This window comes from Xanthomonas sp. PPL134 (assembly GCF_040595915.1).
Lineage (GTDB): Bacteria > Pseudomonadota > Gammaproteobacteria > Xanthomonadales > Xanthomonadaceae > Xanthomonas_A > Xanthomonas_A indica.
Map to the genome: position 1 here is coordinate 1 of NZ_JAMDLL010000002.1, position 19,456 is coordinate 19,456.

The window sequence follows — 19,456 nt, forward strand, 5'->3', positions numbered from 1 at the left end:
GCGAAGCCGGCCTTGCCCAGCGCGGCGGCGCTGGCATTGACGATGCTGTTGATGCCGATGGTCTGGCCCGCGTCGGCACCGACCTGGAACAGCGCGCCGGAGAAAGAACCGTCCAGCAGCTTGGTGCCGTTGAAGTTGGTCTGGCTGGAGACGCGGTCGATTTCCGCGGCCAGCTGCTTGACTTCCGAGTTCAGCGCACCGCGGTCGGTGGTGGAGTTGGTGGCGTTGGCCGACTGCACCGCCAGTTCGCGGATACGCTGCAGGTTGTTGCCGATTTCGACCATCGCGCCTTCGGCGGTCTGCGCCAGCGAGATGCCGTCGTTGGCGTTGCGCGAGGCCACGTCCAGGCCACGGATCTGGGTGGTGAAGCGCTCGGAGATCGCCAGACCGGCCGCATCGTCCTTGGCGCTGTTGATGCGCAGGCCCGAGGACAGGCGCTGGATCGTCGTCGCCAGGCTGGTGCTGGTGGTGTTGAGGTTCCGCTGAGCGTTCAGCGACATTACGTTGGTATTGATGACCTGTGCCATTTTGATATCTCCTCTTAGCGATTTGTCCGGCAACCGGTCGGTGCCTGGAGTCTCCGCAGGGGGCCATCAATTGGCCAGTGCGGCTGGTGATACAAGTAACGGCAATAGGCTCGCAAGCTTTAGCGATTCACTGCAGAAAATTTGCCGTTCCGGCGATGCGCAAAACACCTGGAACACCGCGGAGCGCCTTTCTCGGCCGGATTCCGGCAAACTTTAGGGCCGCATGCGCGTTGTCTACTGATCCAGCGGCGATGGCGATCTTTGTATAACGCGAAAGGCCCGGAGGCGTCGCCGCGCTCCGGGCCTTTTGGTATATCGGGTTTATCGCACGATGATCAGAGTCGGTCGAACAGCGACATCTTCTGCATCTGGGTAAAGATGGTTTGTGCCGCTTTCAGCGCCGACTGTTCCAACTGGTACTGGGAAATCGCCTGCGCGTAATCCAGGTCGCGCAGCGAGGACAGGGTGGTCTTCAGGGTCACGTTGTTGGCTTCGCGCAGATCGGTGGCGTTGTCGATGGCCGCCAGCTGGGCGCCGCCGGCGGCGCGCGCGTCGATCAGCTTCGACGAGGCCTGGGTGATGTCGCGCATCGACGATTGCAGGCCGTTCTGCAGCGCGGCCTTGGCGGTAGGGGTGATGGGATCGGTGTTGAGCAGGTTGACCAGGTTGCTGATGGTGGAGAACACGTCCTTGGTGGTCGATGGGCCGATCTGGAAGCTGTCGCCGGCGGCGGGGGCGCCGTCCACGCGCATCTTCAGGCCGGGCAGGCCGATGCTCTCGCCGGCGGCATAGGTGCCGGTGTTGACCACCGCGCCGCTGCTGTCGCGGACCTCGTAGGTGGTGGCGGCGGTGAACACGACGCTGTAGCTGCCGCCGTTCCAGGCGCTGCCGGAGCCGGCGCGGCTGAAATCCAGCAACAGGCCGGTGCCGGTGTTGCCGGCGGCCGCGTGCGCGTCCACGGTGCCGTCGCCGGTGGGCACGCGCATGAAGATCTCGCTGCCGGGCAGGGTGTCGGAGACCTTGGTGTCCGGCGCGATCTCCACGCTGCGCTGGGTCTGGTTGCCGCTGTAGACCACGTTGCCGGAGACCACGGCGAACGGCGCGGCGTCGTCGGCGGTGCCGCCGAACAGGTAGCGGCCGGAGCCGTCGGTGCTGTTGGACAGGCTCAGCAGGCTGTCGTGCAGGGTCTTCAGTTCCGCGGCAATGGCCTTGCGGTCGGGGGTGGTCAGCGCCGAACTATTGGCTTGCACCGCCAGATCCTTGACCCGGGCCATCAGGTTGCCGGCCTGCGACAGCGAATTCTCCTGCAGGTTGAGCCGGTTCTGCACGTTGGTGGCGTTGTCGCCGAAGCGGGCCAGCGCGGCCACGGTGCGATCCAGGGTGACCGCGGTGCCGGCGGCAACCGGGTCGTCGGCCGCACTGACCAGGCGCTGGCCGGTGGAGAGTTGCTGCTGCAGGTGCGAGATCGTCGCCTGCTTGCCGAGCATGGTGTTGAGCGACTGATTGAAGATCATGCCGCTGGAGATGCGATTGCTCATCGGACCGCGCTCAGGATGGACTGGAACAGGGTGTCGGCGGTGGAGATCAGGCGCGAGGCCGCCTGGTAGGCCTGCTGCAGCCGCAGCATGTCCGCCGCTTCCTCGTCGAGGTTGACGCCGGACAGCGAGTCGCGCGCATCCTGGGCGCTGCTCTGGATCACGTCCTGCGCGTCGGCGGCGTACTTGGCCTGGCGTGCCGACGAGCCGATCGTGGTGGTCAGGCCGGCCACTGCGCCGTTGAGGGTGATGGTGCCGCCGTTGAAGGCCTTGGCATCGTCCAGGTTGGACAGCAGCAGCGCGTTGCCGTTGTTGCTCGAGCCGACCCCGGTGGGGCCCACCGCGAAGCTGTCGCCGGCGGACGGCACGCCGTCCATGGTCAGGCTCCAGCCGTTGGCGCTGATGGTCTGCCCGGCGGTGTAGGTCTGCGGCGCGCCGCCGTTGATCGAGTAATGCGTGGAATCGATGAAGGCGATGTTCGCCGGCGTCAGCAGGTTGGCGTTGCTGGCGTCGGTCGCGGTGACGTTGCTGACCTTGCCGGTGCCCAGGTTGTTCAGCGTGGCGCTGGCCTGGATCGGCGTCGCCGCGGCGATGCGCGAGGGGTCGCTGATGGCCACGGACAGCTTGCTGATGGTGTTGGCGGTGGGCTGCAGCAGGAACTTGTCGCCGCTGGCGGCGGTGCCGGATACCTGCAGGGTCACGCCGTTGACCACGAACGGGTCGGTACTGGTGCCGGACCCGCTCATCGGGACGCTGGCGCCGGTGTCGGCGCGGCTGGCGTTCCAGCTCGTGCCGTTGTAGGTCAACAGCAGGTTCTGCCCGTCGAGCTTGCTCAGGTCGCTGACGCTGGCGGTGAACGCCGCCGTGCCGGTGTTGGCGCTGTTGCCGTCCACGCTCGGCGGCGGCAGATTGAAGAAATCGCCGCCCATCTGCCCGTACAGGTTCATGCCGGCGTGGTGCTGCTGGTTGTAGCTGCTGGCCAGGCCGGTGGCGATGCGGCCGAGCTCGGCCTTGGTCGGATCCAGGACGGTGCTGCGGAACTCCAGGAAGCCGCCGATCTGCCCGCCCAGCGCCTTTTCGCTCAGCGGGGTCGTGCCGCCCTGTGTCTTCACCGCGATCTGCAGCCGCTCCGGCTGGTAGGGATCGGGACTGGCGACCAGCGTCGAGGCGTTGGTCCCGACCACCATCGCCTGGCCGCCGGAGGTGTAGACGTTCATCATCCCGCCATCCTGCTGGATGACGCTGCCGCCGGTGTAGCCGATGAGCTGGCTGATCATCTGGTCGCGGCGATCGAGCAGGTCCGGCGCGGCGGCATTGGCGTTGGAGCCGATCTGGCCGTTGAGCTTGGCGATCTCGGTGGCCAGGCGGTTGGCTTCGGCGGTGCCGGCCAGCAGGCCGTTGTTGACCTCGCTGCCGAGCGAGTCGAGCTGGCCGTTGAGCTGCTTGAAGCGGGTCACCAGCGAATTGCCGGCGTCCAGCAGGTTCTGCCGGTTGGCGCTGGCCGAGGCGTTGGAGGACAGGCCGGTGGTGGCGTCGAAGAAGTTCGACCACTGCCTGGCGATGCTGGTGGCCTTGTCCGAGAACAGCCCGTCGACGCGGCTGGACAGGCTGGACAACTGCTTCAGCCGCGCGACTTCGCCAGTGCTGTCGAACAGGCGCGAGATCGCCAACTGGTCGGCGACGCGGGAAACGTCGGTGATCTGGGTGCCGTTGCCGACGAACTCGCTGCCGTACTGGCTGGGGACCGTGGTCGCGAACGTCGTCCGCTGCCGGCTGTAGCCGTCGGTGTTGATGTTGGCGACGTTGTGGCTGACCGTCGACAGGGCCCGCTGGAAGGCGAGCAGGGCACCGGTACCGGTAGAGAGGATGGACATGGGCGGCTACCTCAGCGGCGCACGAGGCCGGACGAATCGACGGTGCTGGCCAGCACGCGCTCGATGCCGCCGGCGGCGGCGCTGCCGATCGCGGCGACCGCGCGACCGATGGTCGGGCCGCCGGCGATGGCGGCGATCTTGGCCGCATAGGCCGGGTCGGTGGCGTAGCCGGCGCGCTGCAGGCCCTGGGCGAAGCCGCGGATGTCGGTGCCGGCCTTCAGCGCCTGCTGATAGCGCGGATTGGTCTTCAGCAGGCGCACGTAGTCGGCAAAGCTTTCCGCCGGCGAGGAATAGGCGCGGAAATCGGCGGTCTGCGACTGCTTGACCCCGTCCACGTATTCGTGGGTGCCGGTGGTCACGCGATCGCCGTTCCAGCCGGTGGCCTTGATCCCGAACAGGTTGTTGGAACTGGCGCCGTCGCCGCGGGAAATGCCGCGGCGGCCCCAGCCGGTTTCCAGCGCGGCCTGCGCGACCAGGGCGCGCGCGTCCACGCCCAGTTCCTGCGCGGCCTTCTGCGCATGGTTCCAGATCTTGGCCACGAAGCCTTCCGGGGTGCGCTCGCCGAGGCTGGCCGCCGCGGCATTGGCGGCCGCCGCGGCGCTGGGATCGATGGCGCTGCCGCTGTCGGCGGCCGCCTGCAGGTTCGACCAGCGGTCGTCGGCGCCGGCCCAGGACAGGCCGGCGCTGCCGTCGGCCGGGCTGCTGCCGATGGCCTGGTGCAGGGCGCTGCTCTCGCGGCCGGCGATCATGTCCAGCACCTGGTCGACCTGGTGCTGCGGGGCCGCGCCATCGGCGCTGCTCCACGGGCCGACGCCGGCGCCGGCCGCGGCACCGGCGCCGAGCGCGGCCTCGCCCTGCAGCGGCATCGGGCCGTTGCCGGACTGGCCGGACACCAGCGAGTAGGCCTTGGCCGCCTTGGCTGCGCCCAGCGCCGTGTTGGGCGTCTCGCTCGCCGCCGGCTGCCCGCCGCCGAGCTGCTTGGCGATCATTGCCGCCAGGCCCAGCCCCTTGCCGTCGGTCAGGCCCTTGGCCAGCTGCTGGTCGTACATGTCGCGGAAGGTCTGGTTCTCGCCCGGGAACAGCGAGTTGCCGAAGCTGGCCTCGCGCATGCTCTTGACCAGCATGTTGGCGAACTGCCCTTCGAGCTGGCGCGAGACCTTGTCGATCTTGGCCGGATCGTTCTGGGTAGAGGCGTGCAGGTCGAAGGGAGCGGCCGAGATACGCATGTCAGATCACCTCCAGCTCCGCGCTCAGGGCACCCGCCTGCTTGAGCGCTTCCAGAATCGCGATCAGGTCGCCAGGCGCGGCGCCGACCTCGTTGACCGCCCGAACGATCTGATCCAGCGAGGTGCCGCCCTCGAACTTGAACATGCGGCTGCCTTCGTTGGTGGCGGTGATGGTGGACTTGGGCGTGGCCACGGTCTGGCCGCCGCTCAGCGCATTCGGCTGGCTGACCTGGGTGCCTTCGCTGATGGTCACCGTCAGCGAGCCGTGCGAGATCGCCGCCGGGCTGACCCGGACCTGCGAGCCGATCACCACCGTGCCGGTGCGGGCATTGACCACCACCTTGGCAGGTGCCGCGCCCGGCGACAGCTCGACGTTCTCGATGCGTGCCAGCAGGCCGATGCGCGCGCTCTGGTCGGTGGGCGAACGCACCGCCACGGTGGAACCGTCCACCGCGTGCGCGCTGCCCGGGCCGAAGGTGCTTTCCAGCGCCGAAACCATGCGCGAGACGGTGGTGAAATCGGGCTGGTGCAGGTTCAGGGTGATCTCGCCGGTGTTGCCGAACACGTCCGGCAGCGCGCGTTCCACCGTCGCGCCGTTGGGGATCAGGCCGACGCTGGGCACGTTCACCGAGATCCGCGAACCGTCCTTGCCCTGCGCGCCGAAGCCGCCGACCACCAGGTTGCCCTGGGCGACCGCATAGACCTGGCCGTCGGCGCCCTTCAGCGGCGCCATCAGCAGGGTGCCGCCGCGCAGCGAGATGGCATTGCCGATCGAGGAGACGGTGATGTCGATGGTCTGGCCCGGCTTGGCGAACGCCGGCAACTGCGCGCTGATCGCCACCGCGGCGACGTTCTTCAGCTGCGGATTGACGTTGGCCGGCACGTTGACGCCCAGCTCGCCGAGCATGTTCTTCAGGCTCTGCACGGTGAAGGGCGCCTGGCTGGTGCGGTCGCCGCTGCCGTCCAGGCCGACCACCAAACCGTAGCCGACCAGCGCGTTGTTGCGCACGCCGCCGACCTGGGCCAGGTCCTTGATGCGTTCGGCCGCGGCCGGCGCGGCCAGGCCCGCGCACAGGGCGACGGCGGCGAGCAGGCGGCAGGGCAGGGACAGGAGATTCATGGCGGGCCTCAGTACGGCGAGATGCGCGAGTTGAAGAAGCGGCTCAGCCAGCCCATCGCGTTGGACTGCGCGACCGCGCCGCGGCCGCCGTAGGCGATGCGCGCTTCGGCCACCTTGCTGGAGGGGATGGTGTTGTCCGGGGCGATGTCGGCGGCGCGGACCACGCCCTGCACCTGCACCAGTTCGTCGCCCTGGTTCAGGCGCAGGTTCTTCTGGCCCTGGATCACCAGGTTGCCGTTGGGCAGGCGCTGCATCACGGTCACGGTGATGCTGCCCTGCATGGTGTTGCTCTGCGCGGTGTTGCCCTTGCCGGCGAAGCTGCGGTCGCCGCTGGTGGAGTTTTTGAGGATGTTGTTGCCGTTGACGGTCAGCGGCGCGCCGAGCAGGGTCGGCGTGGCCATGGTCACCGCATCCTTCTTGCTGATGCTGGTGTTGGCGGTGCTGCTGGCGTTGGTGCTTTCGACCAGGGTGATGGTCAGCAGGTCGCCGACGTCGCGGGCGCGACGGTCCGAATACAGCTGCAGGCCGGGGCCGGCGGCGTAGATCGCACCGGCGGTGGGTTGCGCCTGCGGCGCCATCACCGGCGTGATCGGCGCCATCGGCGCGTACGGGCGCACGTCGCCGGCGGCCACGCCCAGGCCGGCGCAACCGCCGAGCAGGACCGGCAGCAGCAGCGCGGCGGAGAAGGAGAGAGAGGACAGGCGCGACATGGCGGATTCCGGAGGCGAGGGGATCAGACGTTGTTGTTCAGATAGCCGAGCATGGAGTCGGTGGTGGAGATGGCCTTGGCGTTCATCTCGTAGGCGCGCTGGGTTTCGATCATGCTCACCAGCTCTTCCACCACGTTGACGTTGCTGCCTTCCAGCGCGCCCTGCGCGATCTTGCCCAGGCCGTTGAGGCCGGGGGTGCCGTTGGTGGCCGGGCCGGAGGCGGCGGTTTCCACGTACAGGTTCTGGCCCTGGGCCTGCAGGCCGGAGGGATTGATGAAGTCGGTGAGGGTCAGGGAGCCGACTTGCAGCGCGGCGGCGGTGCCGGCGACCTGCACGCTCACCGTGCCGTCGGAGCCGATGGTCACCGACTGCGCGCCTTCCGGGATCTGGATGCCCGGCTGGATCGGGTAGCCGCTGTTGGTGACCAATTGGCCCTGCGCATCGATCTGGAAGCTGCCGTCGCGGGTGTAGGCCGAGGTGCCGTCCGGCATCTGCACTTCGAAGAAGCCGCGGCCGTTGACCATCACGTCCAGGGCGCGGCCGGTCTGCTGCTGGCTGCCCTGCTCGAAATCCTTGGCGGTGGCGACCACGCGCACGCCGGTACCCACCTGCAAGCCAGAGGGCAACTGCGTCTGCGAGGAGCTGGCACCACCGGGCTGCCGCAGCTGTTGGTACAGCAGGTCCTCGAAGTTGGCGCGGTCGCGCTTGAAGCCGGTGGTGTTGGTGTTGGCCAGGTTGTTGGAGACGACCGACATGCGCGTCTGTTGCGCATCCAGTCCGGTCTTGGCGACCCACAAAGCCTGATTCATGACCCGAATTCCTCTGATGGTGGCCCCGGCACGACGCGCCGGGGGCGCAGGGACTGATGCATGTGCCGTGCCAAACCGGCGCCTGCGGGCGCCGCGGCGCGCCTTAGCCGTTCAGGCGCAACAGCGTGTTGGCCGACTGCGCGTTCTCGTCGCCGTTCTTGATGACCTTCACCTGCATTTCGAACTGACGCTGCAACTGGATCATCTGCACCAGCGCGCCGGCGGCATCGACATTGCTGCCCTCGAGCACGCCGGTCCGCAGCGAATTGCCGGTGGCCGGCGCGAAGGCCTTGGCCGGATCGTCGCTGACGTTGCGCATCAGGCCGTCGGGGCGGCGGGTGAGCTGGTCCGCCGGCGCCTGCACCACCTTGAGGGTGGCGATGGTGCTCATCGCGGTGGGGGCTTCGCCCAACGGCACGATCGACACGGTGCCGTCGTTGCCGATTTCCAGCGACTGGTGCGGCGGGATCGCCACCGGGTTGCCCTGGTCGTCGAGCACCGCATGGCCGCTGGCGGTGACCAGCTGGCCGTTGGGCGTCAGCGCCAATTCGCCGCCGCGCGTGTACGCCTCCTTGCCATCGGAGGACTGCACCGCCAGCCAGCGATCGGCATCCAACGACAGATCCAGCGGATTGCCGGTCATGTGCTGGGCGCCGACGTCGCGATTGAAGCCCTGGTCGATGTGCAGCGCATCGATGCGCGACGGATAACCGGCGCCAGGAATCCGATACGCCTCGGTGTTGGCCAGCGCCGCCTTGAACCCGGAGGTCTCGACATTGGCCAGATTGTGCGACACGGTGGCCTGCGCCTGCAGCGAGGCGCGGGCGCCGGTCATGGCGACGTAGAGCGCTTTGTCCATTGGAGGGAACCGGGAATGGGGAATCGGGAATGGCGGAAAGCGGGAGGTCGGTGGCGGGAACCGCGTTCACGATTCCCGTTTCCCCGTTCCCGATTCCCGTGGGTCATCAACGCATGTTGATGATCGTCTGCGTGACCTGATCCTGGGTCGAGATCACCTGCGAGTTGGCCTGGAAGTTGCGCTGCGCCACGATCATGTTGACCAGTTGCTCGGTCAGGTCGACGGTGGAGGATTCCAGCGAGCCGGACTGCACGCTGCCGAAATCCGAGGTCGCCGGCGAGCCGGTGCGGGCGATGCCGGACGCCGAGCTTTCCGCCCAGGCGTTGTCGCCGAGCGAACTCAGGCCCTGCGGGTTGACGAAGTTGGTCACCGCGATCTGGCCCAGTGCCTTGTCCGCGTTGTTGGAGTAGCGCGCGTAGACGATGCCTTTTTCGTCGATGCTGATCGAGTTGAGCTTGCCGCTGGCGTAGCCGTCCTGGGTCGCGCCGCGCAGCGCGAAGGTTTCGCCGTACTGGGTCGATCCGAACACGTTCAGGGTCAGCGACAGGGTGCCGGCGCCGGTGCTGGGGGTGAAGGTACCCAGCGCGATCTTGCCGTCGGTCGGGCTGACCAGCGCGCCGCTGTTGGAGAACTGCAGGGTGCTGGCACCGCCGGCGGCAACGCCGTCGACGTAGTTGTAGACGGTCCACTGGTTGGGCGTGGAGGTCTTGACGAAGTACGAGGTCTGCACGTGCGCCACGCCCAGCGAATCGTAGACCGTGGTGCCGCCGCTGGAGTTGTTGTAGCTGTTGGCATCGTTCGGATTGAACGTGGTCACCGTCGGCGGCTTGGTGTTGCCGGGCAGGGTGAAGGTCAGGTTGACCGTGCCGGTCTGCTTGGGCGGGCTGTCGGTGGTCAGCAACCGCAGGTCGCTCAGGGTGCCGACCGCGAAGCCGTTGCCGTTGCTCGCCGGCGGGAACACCTGCAGGCGCGCGCCCTGCGGATTGACCACATAGCCGTTGGCGTCGGTCTGGAAGTTGCCGGCGCGCGAGTACACGCGGGCGCCGTTGTTGGACAGGGTGAAGAAGCCGGAGCCGGAGATGGCCAGGTCCAGGCTGCGCCCGGTCGGATCGATGGTGCCCTGCGAGAACTGCTGGGCGACGTTGCTGACGCGTACGCCCGACCCCACCGCGTTGCGTGCCAGGCCGTAGCCGTTGAGCGTGAACTGGTCGGCGAACTCGGCACGCGAGCCCTTGAAGCCGGTGGTGTTGGCGTTGGCGATGTTGTTGGCGGTGACGTTGAGGTCGGTATTGGCCGCCCTGAGGCCGGACAGCGATGTATTGAAACCCATGGTGGACTCCTGAGGATTGTCGGGCGTGGCGTTAGCTGACGCGGAGGACGTTGGTCAGCGGCGTGGTGCCGAGCCCGGTCAGGTCGAGATAGATGCCGTCCGATCCGATGATGGCGCTCTCGACCCGCGCCTGGACGTACGTGGACAGGGACAGGTGGTTGCCCTGGGCATCGGTCTGCCCAGCGGTGATGCTGTAGCTGCCGGCCGGCATGCGCTTGCCGCTGGCGTCGGTGCCGTCCCAGGCGAAATCGAGCTGGCCGGCCTTGTCGGTGGTCAGGCTGATCTTCTTGATCGGTTGCCCGTTGGCGTCGCTGACGGTGACGTCGACCACGCCCGCGGCCTTGGCCGCGACCAGGCCGCCGGTGCTGCCTTCGGCGGCCAGCGGCAGCGTCGCCGACGGCACCAGCACCTTGTGCCCGATCAGGTTGGCGCCGCGCAGCACCTGGTCGGTGCTCATCGACGCCGACAGCGCGGTGACGGTCTTGTTGAGGTCGCCGATGCCCTGCACGGTGGACAGCTGCGCCATCTGCGCGACCATCTGGCTGTTGTCCATCGGCTTGAGCGGATCCTGGTGCTGCAGCTGCTCGGTCATCAGCTTCAGGAAGTCGGCCTGCTGCAGCGCCTTGCCACTGGTGGTGCTGGTGTTGCTCGAGGCGCTCAGGCCCAGGCTGGAATAGGTGGTGTCGGTGGAGCTGGTGACGCTGGTCATGGAAGCGGTCCTGGGACGTGACGCGGCGGAGGGAGGGCGGATCAGCGGCCCATGGTCAAGGTGGCCAGCGCCAGTTCCTTGGCGGTGTTGAGGACCTCCACGCCGGCCTGGTAATTGCGCGAGGCGGAGATCAGGTTGACCATCTGCGAGACCGGGTCCACATCGGGCGAATAGATGTAGCCGTCGGCGTCGGCGAGCGGATGGCCGGGTTCGTAGCGCTTGATCGGCGGTGCGTTGGTCGTGGCGATTTGCTTGACGTTGACCGAGGTCAGGCTGCTGTCGTGCGGATTGCGCACCGCCTGGAAGATCGGCTCGATCGGCTTGTAGGCCGCCTCGGCCGAGCCGGCCACCGAATCGGCGTTGGACAGGTTGCTGGCGATGGTGCTCATGCGCACCGACTGCGCCTGCAGCGCGGAGCCGGCGACGTCGAAGATCGGCAGGTTGCTCATGGCTTATTGGCCCGTGATCGCGGTGAGCATGCTGCGCACCTTGGATTCGAGGAAGCTCAGCGAGGCGCGGTACTCCAGCGCGGCGCGGCCGTAGGCGGCGCGTTCGGCGTCCGGATCGACGGTGTTGCCGTCCAGGCTGGGCTGGCTGGCGACGCGGGTGACCTGGAACGGGTTCAGGCCATCGCCGCCGACCGCGATGTGGCGGCTGTCGTCGACCGCGAGCTGGGTCCCCTCGCGCTGTCCCTGCGCGGCACGCATCGCCGCGTCGAAATCCAGGTCCTGGGCCTTGTACCCGGGCGTGTCGACGTTGCTGAGGTTGCTGGCAATCAGCTTCATGCGCTGCTCGCGCAGCGGCAGGGCGTCGCCGTGGACGCCGAAGTAGGCTGTGATCGGATTGGACATGGCACGATCCCGCGGTTCGTTGCCGAAACCACAAGCAAGGCGCGTGCCAAAGTCGGGCGCAAGGCCCGTGAGATCAGGGGGTTGCCGCGGGAGGCGGGGCGCCCCGCGCGCGTTATAAAAGCTCGGGCAGGCCGCGCGGCGGGCGCGGCGCCCGAGTCAGGCGGCCGCCTGCGCGGCCGCGGCCACGACCCGCAGCCGGGTCAGCACGTACTCAGCCAGCTCGTTGGGGCTGTACTTGGCCACGAAGGCGTTGGCGCCCACGCGCTCGACCATCGCATTGTTGAACACGCCCGACAGCGAGGTGTGCAACAGCACGTACAGGCCGGACAGGCCGGCATGGCGGCGGATTTCCGTCGTCAGCGTGTAGCCGTCCATCGCCGGCATCTCGATGTCCGAGATCACCATGGCGTAGCGCTCGGCCGGATTCTCGCCTGCGGCGTGGATCTGCAAGAGATGGTCCAGGGCCTGGCGGCCGTCCGAGAGCAGGGTCGCGGCGACCCCGAGCTGGTCCAGCACGCTGCGGATCTGCTGCCGCGCCACGCGCGAGTCGTCGACCACCAGCACCTGCAACTGCGGGCCGGTGAGCGCCAGCGACGGGTCCAGGTTGGCCTCGACCCGGGTCTGGGCGATGTCGGCCAGCACGCTTTCCACGTCGATCACCTGGATCAGCTCGCCCTGGAAGCGGGTCACCGCGGTCAGGTAGCTGGATTCGGCACCCAGTTCCGGCGGCGGATGGATGTCCTCCACCGCGATGTTGACGATGCGCTCCACGCCGCTGACCAGGAAGCCCTGCACCGAGCGGTTGAACTCGGTCACCACCAGATAGCCTGGCGCGGTGTCCGCGTTCGGCTCGCGCTCCGGGTGGCCGATGGCCAGGCCCAGGTCGAGCACCGGCACCGAGCGCCCGCGCACGTCGGCGACGCCGGAGAATTGCAGCGGCAGCCCCGGCACCTGGAACAGCTCCGGCCGGCGCAGCACTTCCTGCACCTTGAAGACGTTCACGCCAAAAAGCTGGCGACCACCCAGCCGGAACAGCAGCAGGGCAAGCCGGTTGTGGCCCGCCAAGCGGGTGCGCTGGTCGATTCGGTTGAGAAGGTCGTGACTCATGGCGTTCATATCGGCGCTGTCGTGGCGGAACTTGAGGGCAGGGCGCAGATCGACCGTGCGGTTTCCGGCACGGTCTTTGCATCGTGTCGGCGACCTTTCCGAGAGAGACGGCGATGCGCCCGATCCTATTGCTGGTCCTGCTGGCGGCCACGCCGGCCTGGGCCGCGGACTTCCAGTCGGTGGACTCGATCCGTGCCGCGGCGCTGTCCCTGGCCGGCGCCGACGCCGATGCCGAGGCGACCCTGGACCCCTCGGTACGGGTGCCGCTGTGCCCGGTGCCGCTGCAGGCCCAGCCGACCGGTACCACGACCGTGGAAGTGAGCTGCCCGCGCGAGACCGGCTGGCGGCTGTTCGTGCCGGTCAAGGTGCGGCGCATGCAGCACGTCCTGGTGCTGGCGCGCGGCCTGTCGGCTGGAGAAACCATCGGCGCGGCCGATATCGTTCCCGAGAAGCGCGACGCGGCGCGCATCGTCGGCGCCGCGATGACCGAACCGGAGGCGGCGATCGGCAAGGTGGTGCGGCGGACCCTGCCGGCCGGCACCTTGTTGTCCGCCACCGACCTGGTCGCGCCGCGGCTGGTCCGGCGCGGCGACAATGTGGCGCTGGTGGCCCGCAGCGGCGGCCTGGAAGTGCGCATGTCCGGGCGCGCACTGGGCGATGCGGGCGAAAACGAGCGGGTGACCGTCGAAAACCTGTCGTCCAAACGCATCGTTCAGGGAACTGTGTCACAGAACGGCGACGTTTTAGTGACGCGATGAGATCCCGGCTAAAGTTCTCCGACGCTGTGCCGTTACTTACACCGAACCCGTAACAGGATGTCCGTCATGAGCCAGAAAATTGAAGGGAGCTTGCCGAGCCCGGCCACCCTTCGCACGTCATCCGTCTCGACCAAGGCCGCCTCCGGCGCGGCCGAGGAAGGCAAGGAGCGTGCGGTCGGTGCGGCCGCTGCAACCGACAGCCTGCGCCTGACCGGCGAGGCCTCCGGCCTGCAGACCCTGCAACGCCAACTGTCGGCCGCTCCGGCGGTGGACAGCAGCCGCGTCGATGCGGTGCGCTCGGCGCTGCAGAACGGCAGCTACAAGATCAACCCCGACGCGATCGCCAACCGCATGATCGACATGGATCGGCAACTCGGCGCATGAACACGTCCGTGACCAACCCCCTGCAGCAGCTCAGCGACGCGCTCGCCGGCGAGCGCCAGGCGTTGTTGGATCACAACGTGGAAGGCCTCATGCAGGCGACCAGCGCCAAGCTGGCGGCCCTACGCGCACTGGAGGCCGACGTGCCCGCCGGCGCCGAGGCCGAACTGCGCCTGCGCGAACTCGCCGACGCCAACCGCGCCAACGGCGCGCTGCTGTCGCGGCGCCGGCGCGAGGTCAACTGGGCGCTGCGCCACCTCGGCCGCAGCGAGAGCGCGTCGTCCTACGACGCCAACGGCGAGTCAAGCACGCCGCTCTCCCAGCGTCCGCTGGCGGTCGCGTAAGCCGCAGCGCGTCCCACGGCGGGGCGCGCATCCGCCGGCGGCAACGGCGTATATTGGGCATCCATCGATCGCCCGCGGCCTGTCGTGAATTTCGCCGAAATCAATCCCACCGAACCGCTTGTCCTGCCTGCGCGCGAGCAACTGCTCGCCCTGAGCGAACTGTTGTACGAAGGCGTGGTGCTGTTCCGCGCCGACGGCCAGCTGCTGCTGGCCAACAGCGCGGCGCGCCGCCATCTTTCCGGCGCCGACGCCGGCGGCCTGGCCGCGCACCTGGCGCAGTGGCTGCCCAGCGATGCGTTGTCGCAGGCACGCAGCAGCGGCCGCTGGAGCGGCAGCCTGCCGACCGAGCAGCACGTGGTGCTGGCGCATCTGTACTTCCATGCCGACGCGGGCGGCGGCCATTACCTGATGCTGATCCAGGGCATCGAGGGCCAGCAGGACTACGAACAGGAGCTGCAGCAGCGCCACGCCGAACTGCGCCAGGCCTATCTGCGCCTCAACGGCGCCCAGGAAAAGCTGCTGCAGTCGGAGAAGATGGCCTCGATCGGCCAGCTCGCCGCCGGCGTCGCCCACGAGATCAACAACCCGATCGGCTACGTCCACTCCAACCTGGGCAGCCTGCAGGAATACCTGCGCAGCCTGTTCACCCTGATCGAGGCCTACGAGCGCGCCCTGCGCGCGCCCGACCCGAAGGCGCTGATCCCGGAGATCGACGACATCCGCAACCGCTTCGACATCGACTTCATCAGCCGCGACCTGCCGCAACTGATGGCCGAGTCGCGCGAAGGCATCGAGCGGGTCACCCGCATCGTCCGCGACCTCAAGGACTTCTCGTATTCCGGCCGCGAAGAGTCGTGGAAGCTGGTGGACCTGCACTCGGGCCTGGAATCCACGATCAACATCATCTGGAACGAGCTCAAGTACAAGGTCACCCTGGAGCGCCACTACGGCAACCTGCCGCTGGTGGAGTGCCTGCCGTCCGAGCTCAACCAGGTGTACATGAACCTGCTGCTCAACGCCGGCCAGGCGATCGGCGAGCGCGGCACCATCGTGGTCAGCACCGGCCAGGACGGCGAAGAGGTGTGGATCGAGTTCAAGGACTCCGGCGCCGGCATTCCGGCGGACCTGCTGCAGCGCATCTTCGACCCGTTCTTCACCACCAAGCCGGTCGGCAGCGGCACCGGCCTGGGCCTGTCGATCTCCTACGGCATCATCAACAAGCACCACGGTCGCATCGACGTCAGCAGCACCGTCGGCGAAGGCTCCACGTTCCGGATCGTGATTCCGGTGAGGCAGCCGAAGTAGCTGGGAATGGGGAATCGGGAATGGGGAATCGGAAAAGCGGGCAGCACGGCCGCTGTTCGATTTCCGCGTACCCGATGTCGCCTCAATGATTTGATGTGAAAAATGAAAAGCCGCGATGCGGCTTTTCCCATTTCCGATTCCCCATTCCCCGATCCCGGCTTCTCAGGGGCCCGCATCCCGGCGCTGTTCGTCGTGCGTGCGGAAGGCCTGGCGGATGTGTTCGCGGAGTTCGTCGTCGTTCCAGGGCTTGGTCAGGAAGCGGTAGATCGCGCCGCGGTTGATCGCGTCGGTGACGGTGGCCAGGTCGGTGTAGCCGGACAGGACCAGGCGGATGGTGTCGGGGTAGAGCATCTTCACCCGGCCCAGGAACTCGGTGCCGCTCATGTCGGACATGCGCTGGTCGGACAGGATCACCTGCACGTCGTTGGTGGCGAGCAGGTCGAAGGCGTCGCGGACGTTGCCGGCGGCGAGGATGCGGTAGCCGTCGCGGCGGAACAGGCGCACCAGCGAGCGCAGCACGTTCTCCTCGTCGTCGAGCAGCAGCAGGGTGCGATCCGGGCGCGTCTCGGTGAACGATTCCGGGCGCAGGTAGCGCCGGCGCAGGGCCATGCCGGCGGCTTCGGCCGACATCGGTTCGCCGAACAGGTAGCCCTGGAAGATGTCGCAGTCGTTGCGGCGCAGGAAGCCCAGTTGCGCCTGCGATTCGACGCCGTTGGCGATCACCACCATGCCCAGCTGGTGGCCCATGGCGATGATCGCGCGGGCGATCGCCGCCTCGCGGTTGCCGGCCGGCGCGCTCTTGATGAAGCTGCGGTCGATCTTGAGCTTGTCCACCGGGTAGCGCACCAGCGCGCTGAGGCTGGAATCGCCGGTGCCGAAGTTGTCCAGGCTCAGGCTGATGCCTTCGCGGCACAGGTTGGCCAGGGTCTCGTGGACGAAGTTGACGTTGTTGGTCAGCGCGCTCTCGTTGATCTCCAGCACCACCATCTGCGGCGGCACCCCGGCCACCTGCAGCGCCGACATCACTTCGTTGAAGAAGGTCGGGCGCAGCAGCTGCAGGGTGGAGACGTTGACCGCGATGGTGAAGTCGTCGAAGCCTTGGTCGCGCCATAGCCGCGCCTGGCGCAGCGCGCCTTCCATCACCCAGGTGCCGATCTGCACGATCACGCCCAGGCGCTCGGCGGTGCGCATGAAGCGCTCCGGCACCAGGATGCCCAGGGTCGGCGACTGCCAGCGCAGCAGCGATTCCATGCCGACCACGCGGCCGTCGCGGGCGCTGACCATCGGCTGGTAGCGCAGGCGCAGTTCGCCGTTGGGAATGGCGTCGACGATCTGCCGCGAGATGATGCTCTCGCTGTGCGCGCTCGGCGGGCCGTCGGCGGCGTACAGGCGCACCAGGTTGCCGCCTTCGCGCGCGGCCTGGTAGACCGCGTCCTCGGCGAAGTCGAGCAGGGTCGACAGCCGCGTGGAATGCTCCGGGCACAGGCTCACGCCGATCTTGCCGGTCATGAACAGGGTGTACGGCAGCACCGACAGCGGCAGCTCGATCTGTTGCCGGATCTCCTCGGCGAAGGCTTCCGGCGGCGGCACGTCGGCAGTGCGCGGCACCGCCATCACCAGTTCGTCGCTGCCGTGGCGCCACAGCAGGCCGCGGCCGCGCAGGTGCGCCTGCAGCCGGTGCGCGAGCAGCGCCAGCGCCTGGTCGCCGACCTCCGGACTCATGTTCTCGTTGATCGAGGCGAAGTGGTCGATGTCGATGTGCAGCAGCATCACCCCCGGCCCGCCGGCCAAGGCCTCGGCGATCATGCCGGTCAGGGCGGGGTGACCCGCACCCAGGCGCGACGGCAGTTCGTCGTCCACGGGTACGGCGCTGGCGGGATTCCACATCGGCTCAGGTTCCAGGAGGGGGCGACGGCGGTGCCGCGGTGGTGTAGGGCAGGCACAGCGTCACCCGGGTGCCGGCGCCGGGCGCGGTGTCGATCTGCAGGGTACCGCCGGCGCTCTGTGCGCGCTCGCGCATCACGATCAGGCCCAGGCCGCGCGGCCCGGCCGGATCGAAGCCGTCGCCATCGTCGACCACTTCCAGGCGTAGGCGCTGGCGTTCCTCGTCGCCCAGGGTCATCCGCACCTCGCCGGCGCTGGCATGGCGCAGCACGTTGGTCAGGCTCTCCTGGGCGATGCGGAAACAGGCCTGTTCGACCTCGCCGCTGGGCCGCTCGGGCAGGGGCGCGATGTCCAGTTGCAGGCGCACCGGCGAGGCGCGGAACAGCATGCCGGCCTGCCAGCGCAGCGCCGCCTCCAGGCCGAGCGCGTCCAGTTGCGGCGGCCGCAGCAGGGTGGAGAGGTTGCGCAGCTTGGTGATGCTGCTGTCGGCCAGCTGCACGATCTCGCTCAGATCCTCGCGGCGGCGCTCGGCGTCGGTCTCGTCCAGTGCCGCGTGCGCGGACAGCTTCATCGCGGTGATCGCCTGGCCGATGTCGTCGTGCAGGTCGCGCGAGATCGCGCGGCGCTCGTCTTCCTGCAGCGAGAACAGCCGCCGCGCCATCGCCTGCAGCTCGCGGTTGCTCTGCGCCAGCGCATCGCGCATGCGTTCCGGTTCGCTGAGGTCGCGCACGATCAGCAGCTTGCAGTCGCGCCCGCTGTAGCGGACGTTGCCGAACGACAGCCCGGCGTGGAACAGCGAGCCGTCGCGGCGGCACATGCGCGCGGTGGCGCCGCGCTCGCCCTTGGCGCCGGCCGCGCCCATCCGCTGCCGCACCAGCGCCAGGTCGGCGCTGTCGACCAGGCCCTGCAGCGGCTCGCCGAGCAGGTTCTCGCCCTCGAAGCCGAACTGCCCGGCGCAGGCGGCGTTGGCGTACAGCACGTGTTCCTGGTGCAGGATCGCCACACCGTCCGGCAGCACCCGCACCAGTTCGCGGAACTGCTCCTCGCGCTCGTGCAGCAGGCGCCGCGAGCGCTCGTGCTCGGTCACGTCCTGCAGGGTGCCGTGCACGCAGGCGCCGCCCGCGTCGTCGGCGGCCGATTCGGCGCGCAGATGCAGCATGCGCGCCTGGCCGTCGGCGGCCAGCACCGGCAGCAGCATGTCCAGTTGCAGCGGCGCGCTGCCGCACAGGTCCTCGATCACCCGCTGGATGCGCGCCTGCGACGGCACGTCGGGCGGCACCAGCAGCTCTTCCAGGCGGTGCTGGCGCGGCTGGTCCGGCACGCGCCGGCCGAGCATCCGGTAGACCTGCTCGGAATAGCTGCCCAGGCCGCTGGCCCGGTCGAGCTGCCAGGAGCCCAGCCGCGCGATCGACTGCGCCTCCTGCAGATGTCGCAGGGCCAGGTCGCGGCGGCGCTGCGCGTCGTACTCGGCGCTGCGGTCGCTGATCACCACCAGCCGCGCCTGCCGGCCGTGGTAGTCCAGGCTGGTGCTGCGCGCCTCGGCCATGCACTGGCTTCCGTCGCGCAGGCGCAGGGGCTCGGCCACCACGCAGGTCTTGGACGGGGTCTGCCGGATCGTCTCGATCACCTCGGCCAGGCGGGCGCTGGCGCTGGGCGGCCACAGCCGGGACAGTTCCAGGCCGACGAACTCGTCGTGCGACCAGCCGAAGAAGGCGACCGCGGCGGGGTTCACGTCGAGGATGCGCAGGCTTTCCAGGTCGTAGACCAGCATCGGGCTGGGATTGGCGTGGAACATCTGCCGGTAGCCGGCCTCCGACAGCGCCAGCCGGGTGTGCGCCTGCACCGCGGCGCGCACCAGCGGGCGCAGCAGGTAGTACAGGGCGACCGCGGTCAGGGCCAGGAACAGGGCGTCGTTGACCAGCTGCAAGACGATCAACGTGCCGGGATCGTCTACGAAATGCACCAGAACCAGATCGCTGCCGATCGACAGCGCAAGTCCCAGCAGGACGTACAGCAGCACCACGCGCCAGATGCCGCGGTCCAGGCGTTGCGCCAGGCGCATGCCGGAGGTCGCCTGAGGGGGCAGGGAACTGTCGCGTTGTGGTTGCATGCCCCGGCAGCCTGCTG

Annotated in this window: 18 protein-coding genes and 1 pseudogene; 4 read left to right on the top strand and 15 right to left on the bottom strand. The window is 68.5% G+C overall.

Annotated elements, in window-relative coordinates; translation table 11 throughout:
* The 13 genes and pseudogenes from M3U25_RS05555 to M3U25_RS05615 form a co-directional block, all read right to left on the bottom strand.
* Positions 1-527, bottom strand: a pseudogene (locus M3U25_RS05555) (flagellin); the annotation flags it as partial.
* A 335-nt stretch (positions 528-862) separates the two neighbouring features.
* Entirely contained in the window at positions 863-2,065 is a 1,203-nt protein-coding gene (gene flgL, locus M3U25_RS05560; RefSeq protein ID WP_355497702.1) for a flagellar hook-associated protein FlgL, read from the bottom strand.
* Complete coding sequence (flgK, locus tag M3U25_RS05565; protein WP_355497699.1) at positions 2,062-3,936, bottom strand: flagellar hook-associated protein FlgK; 1,875 nt, start codon at positions 3,934-3,936, stop codon at positions 2,062-2,064. The genes flgL and flgK overlap by 4 nt, the downstream gene beginning before the upstream one ends.
* Positions 3,937-3,947: 11 nt before the next feature.
* Positions 3,948-5,162 carry a flagellar assembly peptidoglycan hydrolase FlgJ gene (flgJ, locus tag M3U25_RS05570; RefSeq protein WP_355497697.1) on the bottom strand — a complete coding sequence of 405 codons (1,215 nt, stop codon included), beginning with the start codon at positions 5,160-5,162 and terminating at the stop codon, positions 3,948-3,950.
* A 1-nt stretch (position 5,163) separates the two neighbouring features.
* A complete protein-coding gene (locus M3U25_RS05575) occupies positions 5,164-6,282 on the bottom strand; it encodes a flagellar basal body P-ring protein FlgI (protein ID WP_019796242.1) in 1,119 nt (372 codons plus the stop codon).
* An 8-nt stretch (positions 6,283-6,290) separates the two neighbouring features.
* Complete coding sequence (gene flgH, locus M3U25_RS05580) at positions 6,291-6,992, bottom strand: flagellar basal body L-ring protein FlgH (protein ID WP_355497693.1); 702 nt, start codon at positions 6,990-6,992, stop codon at positions 6,291-6,293.
* A 23-nt stretch (positions 6,993-7,015) separates the two neighbouring features.
* On the bottom strand, positions 7,016-7,801 hold the full coding sequence (gene flgG, locus M3U25_RS05585) for a flagellar basal-body rod protein FlgG (RefSeq protein WP_355497691.1): 786 nt from the start codon (positions 7,799-7,801) through the stop codon (positions 7,016-7,018).
* Positions 7,802-7,904: 103 nt separating this feature from the next.
* Entirely contained in the window at positions 7,905-8,660 is a 756-nt protein-coding gene (locus tag M3U25_RS05590) for a flagellar basal body rod protein FlgF (RefSeq protein WP_355497688.1), read from the bottom strand.
* A gap of 106 nt (positions 8,661-8,766) precedes the next feature.
* Entirely contained in the window at positions 8,767-9,990 is a 1,224-nt protein-coding gene (flgE, locus tag M3U25_RS05595) for a flagellar hook protein FlgE (protein WP_355497685.1), read from the bottom strand.
* A 31-nt stretch (positions 9,991-10,021) separates the two neighbouring features.
* On the bottom strand, positions 10,022-10,699 hold the full coding sequence (locus M3U25_RS05600; RefSeq protein ID WP_355497682.1) for a flagellar hook capping FlgD N-terminal domain-containing protein: 678 nt from the start codon (positions 10,697-10,699) through the stop codon (positions 10,022-10,024).
* A 41-nt stretch (positions 10,700-10,740) separates the two neighbouring features.
* Entirely contained in the window at positions 10,741-11,148 is a 408-nt protein-coding gene (flgC, locus tag M3U25_RS05605) for a flagellar basal body rod protein FlgC (RefSeq protein ID WP_160947193.1), read from the bottom strand.
* Positions 11,149-11,151: 3 nt separating this feature from the next.
* Positions 11,152-11,550: a flagellar basal body rod protein FlgB gene (flgB, locus tag M3U25_RS05610; protein WP_242083481.1), complete on the bottom strand. Its 399-nt coding sequence runs from the start codon at positions 11,548-11,550 to the stop codon at positions 11,152-11,154.
* A 156-nt stretch (positions 11,551-11,706) separates the two neighbouring features.
* The gene (locus M3U25_RS05615; protein WP_242158635.1) at positions 11,707-12,657 is read right to left on the bottom strand and encodes a chemotaxis protein; all 951 of its coding nucleotides are present in this window, start codon (positions 12,655-12,657) and stop codon (positions 11,707-11,709) included.
* Positions 12,658-12,770: 113 nt separating this feature from the next.
* Here M3U25_RS05615 and flgA point away from each other — a divergent pair, with 113 nt between their 5' ends.
* From flgA to M3U25_RS05635, 4 genes are all read left to right on the top strand, one after another.
* A complete protein-coding gene (flgA, locus tag M3U25_RS05620) occupies positions 12,771-13,415 on the top strand; it encodes a flagellar basal body P-ring formation chaperone FlgA (RefSeq protein WP_355497675.1) in 645 nt (214 codons plus the stop codon).
* Between the two features lie 66 nt (positions 13,416-13,481).
* Positions 13,482-13,799 (top strand): flagellar biosynthesis anti-sigma factor FlgM, encoded by a 318-nt coding sequence (gene flgM / locus M3U25_RS05625; protein WP_355497672.1) that lies wholly within the window; start codon positions 13,482-13,484, stop codon positions 13,797-13,799.
* Entirely contained in the window at positions 13,796-14,140 is a 345-nt protein-coding gene (locus M3U25_RS05630; protein ID WP_242158640.1) for a flagellar protein FlgN, read from the top strand. The genes flgM and M3U25_RS05630 overlap by 4 nt, the downstream gene beginning before the upstream one ends.
* A gap of 84 nt (positions 14,141-14,224) precedes the next feature.
* Positions 14,225-15,445: an ATP-binding protein gene (locus M3U25_RS05635; protein ID WP_355497668.1), complete on the top strand. Its 1,221-nt coding sequence runs from the start codon at positions 14,225-14,227 to the stop codon at positions 15,443-15,445.
* A 162-nt stretch (positions 15,446-15,607) separates the two neighbouring features.
* On the opposite strand, the gene M3U25_RS05640 is transcribed toward M3U25_RS05635, so the two are convergent.
* Together M3U25_RS05640 and M3U25_RS05645 are read right to left on the bottom strand one after the other, a co-directional pair.
* A complete protein-coding gene (locus tag M3U25_RS05640; protein ID WP_160947198.1) occupies positions 15,608-17,332 on the bottom strand; it encodes an EAL domain-containing protein in 1,725 nt (574 codons plus the stop codon).
* A gap of 4 nt (positions 17,333-17,336) precedes the next feature.
* Positions 17,337-19,439 carry a PAS domain S-box protein gene (locus M3U25_RS05645; RefSeq protein WP_355497664.1) on the bottom strand — a complete coding sequence of 701 codons (2,103 nt, stop codon included), beginning with the start codon at positions 19,437-19,439 and terminating at the stop codon, positions 17,337-17,339.
* Between the last annotated feature and the right edge of the window lie 17 nt (positions 19,440-19,456).

Coding starts and splice junctions, on each gene's coding strand:
- flgL (WP_355497702.1), bottom strand. CDS start 2,065: ATGAGCAATCGCATCTCCAGCGGCATGATCTTCAATCAGTCGCTCAAC.
- flgK (WP_355497699.1), bottom strand. CDS start 3,936: ATGTCCATCCTCTCTACCGGTACCGGTGCCCTGCTCGCCTTCCAGCGG.
- flgJ (WP_355497697.1), bottom strand. CDS start 5,162: ATGCGTATCTCGGCCGCTCCCTTCGACCTGCACGCCTCTACCCAGAAC.
- M3U25_RS05575 (WP_019796242.1), bottom strand. CDS start 6,282: ATGAATCTCCTGTCCCTGCCCTGCCGCCTGCTCGCCGCCGTCGCCCTG.
- flgH (WP_355497693.1), bottom strand. CDS start 6,992: ATGTCGCGCCTGTCCTCTCTCTCCTTCTCCGCCGCGCTGCTGCTGCCG.
- flgG (WP_355497691.1), bottom strand. CDS start 7,801: ATGAATCAGGCTTTGTGGGTCGCCAAGACCGGACTGGATGCGCAACAG.
- M3U25_RS05590 (WP_355497688.1), bottom strand. CDS start 8,660: ATGGACAAAGCGCTCTACGTCGCCATGACCGGCGCCCGCGCCTCGCTG.
- flgE (WP_355497685.1), bottom strand. CDS start 9,990: ATGGGTTTCAATACATCGCTGTCCGGCCTCAGGGCGGCCAATACCGAC.
- M3U25_RS05600 (WP_355497682.1), bottom strand. CDS start 10,699: ATGACCAGCGTCACCAGCTCCACCGACACCACCTATTCCAGCCTGGGC.
- flgC (WP_160947193.1), bottom strand. CDS start 11,148: ATGAGCAACCTGCCGATCTTCGACGTCGCCGGCTCCGCGCTGCAGGCG.
- flgB (WP_242083481.1), bottom strand. CDS start 11,550: ATGTCCAATCCGATCACAGCCTACTTCGGCGTCCACGGCGACGCCCTG.
- M3U25_RS05615 (WP_242158635.1), bottom strand. CDS start 12,657: ATGAGTCACGACCTTCTCAACCGAATCGACCAGCGCACCCGCTTGGCG.
- flgA (WP_355497675.1), top strand. CDS start 12,771: ATGCGCCCGATCCTATTGCTGGTCCTGCTGGCGGCCACGCCGGCCTGG.
- flgM (WP_355497672.1), top strand. CDS start 13,482: ATGAGCCAGAAAATTGAAGGGAGCTTGCCGAGCCCGGCCACCCTTCGC.
- M3U25_RS05630 (WP_242158640.1), top strand. CDS start 13,796: ATGAACACGTCCGTGACCAACCCCCTGCAGCAGCTCAGCGACGCGCTC.
- M3U25_RS05640 (WP_160947198.1), bottom strand. CDS start 17,332: ATGTGGAATCCCGCCAGCGCCGTACCCGTGGACGACGAACTGCCGTCG.
- M3U25_RS05645 (WP_355497664.1), bottom strand. CDS start 19,439: ATGCAACCACAACGCGACAGTTCCCTGCCCCCTCAGGCGACCTCCGGC.